This is a genomic window from Actinacidiphila sp. bgisy167, from assembly GCF_057707665.1.
In genome coordinates, this window is the sequence record NZ_JBYIQP010000214.1 from 1 (window position 1) to 963 (window position 963).

A 963-nucleotide genomic window follows, 5' to 3' on the forward strand; every position below is an offset into this window, starting at 1 on the left:
ACTTCAGGGTGACGCCGCTTCGGCACCTGCGGCGGATCCCCGGGCGCGGGACCGGCTCCTAGCGTGGAGCCATGACCACGCCCGTGTGCCCCAGCGCCTCGTCGGCCCAATTCACCCGTTACGTCATGGCCAAGGGCCCGGCGCTGCTGCGCACCGCGCGCTCGCTCACCGCCGACCCCTGCGACGCCGAGGACCTGCTGCAGACCGCCCTCGCCAAGACCTACCTGGCGTGGGACCGGATAGACGACCACCGGGCGCTGGACGGCTACGTGCGCCGCACCCTGGTCAACACCCGCACCTCGCAGTGGCGCAGGCGCCGGATCGAGGAGTACGCCACAGCCGAGCTCCCCGAGCCGCACTCCGGCGCCGCGGCCGGCCCCGACGAGGCCGAGCGGCAGGCCCAGCGCGACGCGCTGCTGAGGGCGATCGGCCGGCTGCCCGCCCGCCAGCGGGCGATGGTCGTCCTCAGGTACTACGAGGACATGAGCGAGGTGCAGACCGCCGAGGCGCTCGGGGTGTCGGTGGGCACGGTCAAGAGCGCGGTCTCGCGGGCCCTGGGCAGACTCCGCGAGGACCCGGATGTGCGCCCGGGGTAGTGACATACCGAGCGGTATGCCAGGACAATCACAGCACCCATCCGCCCACGCGTAGCCGCTTCAACGAGGAGGCGCCCCGGTGCTGAGCACGATGCAGGACGTACCCCTGCTGGTGTCCCGGATCCTGACCCAGGGTCATTGCATGATCGAGATCTGTCTGGGTTCGTCACGTGAGACCGAGGGTTCGTAGGGGCCGGTGGTAGTCGCGGCCGGTGTGGCGGAGGGCGGCGGCGATGTTGGTCTGGCCGTCCTGGCGGAAGACGCTGATGGCGAGGTTGCGCAGGGAGGCCATGGCGCGGGGCAGGGTGCCGGTGCGGACCTTGGAGTCGTCCTCGCGGAACGTGCGGTCCCGCACGTGGTGCAGGAG

Annotated in this window: 1 protein-coding gene and 1 pseudogene; one reads left to right on the forward strand and one right to left on the reverse strand. The window is 71.5% G+C overall.

Annotation, left to right across the window (positions count from 1 at the left end):
* Positions 1–71 precede the first annotated feature (71 nt).
* Positions 72–596, forward strand: coding sequence for a SigE family RNA polymerase sigma factor (locus AC3ET4_RS30845; RefSeq protein WP_431955278.1), 525 nt, complete (start codon positions 72–74; stop codon positions 594–596).
* 166 nt (positions 597–762) lie between these two features.
* On the opposite strand, the pseudogene AC3ET4_RS30850 reads toward AC3ET4_RS30845, so the two are convergent.
* Positions 763–963, reverse strand: a pseudogene (locus AC3ET4_RS30850) (ISAs1 family transposase); the annotation flags it as partial.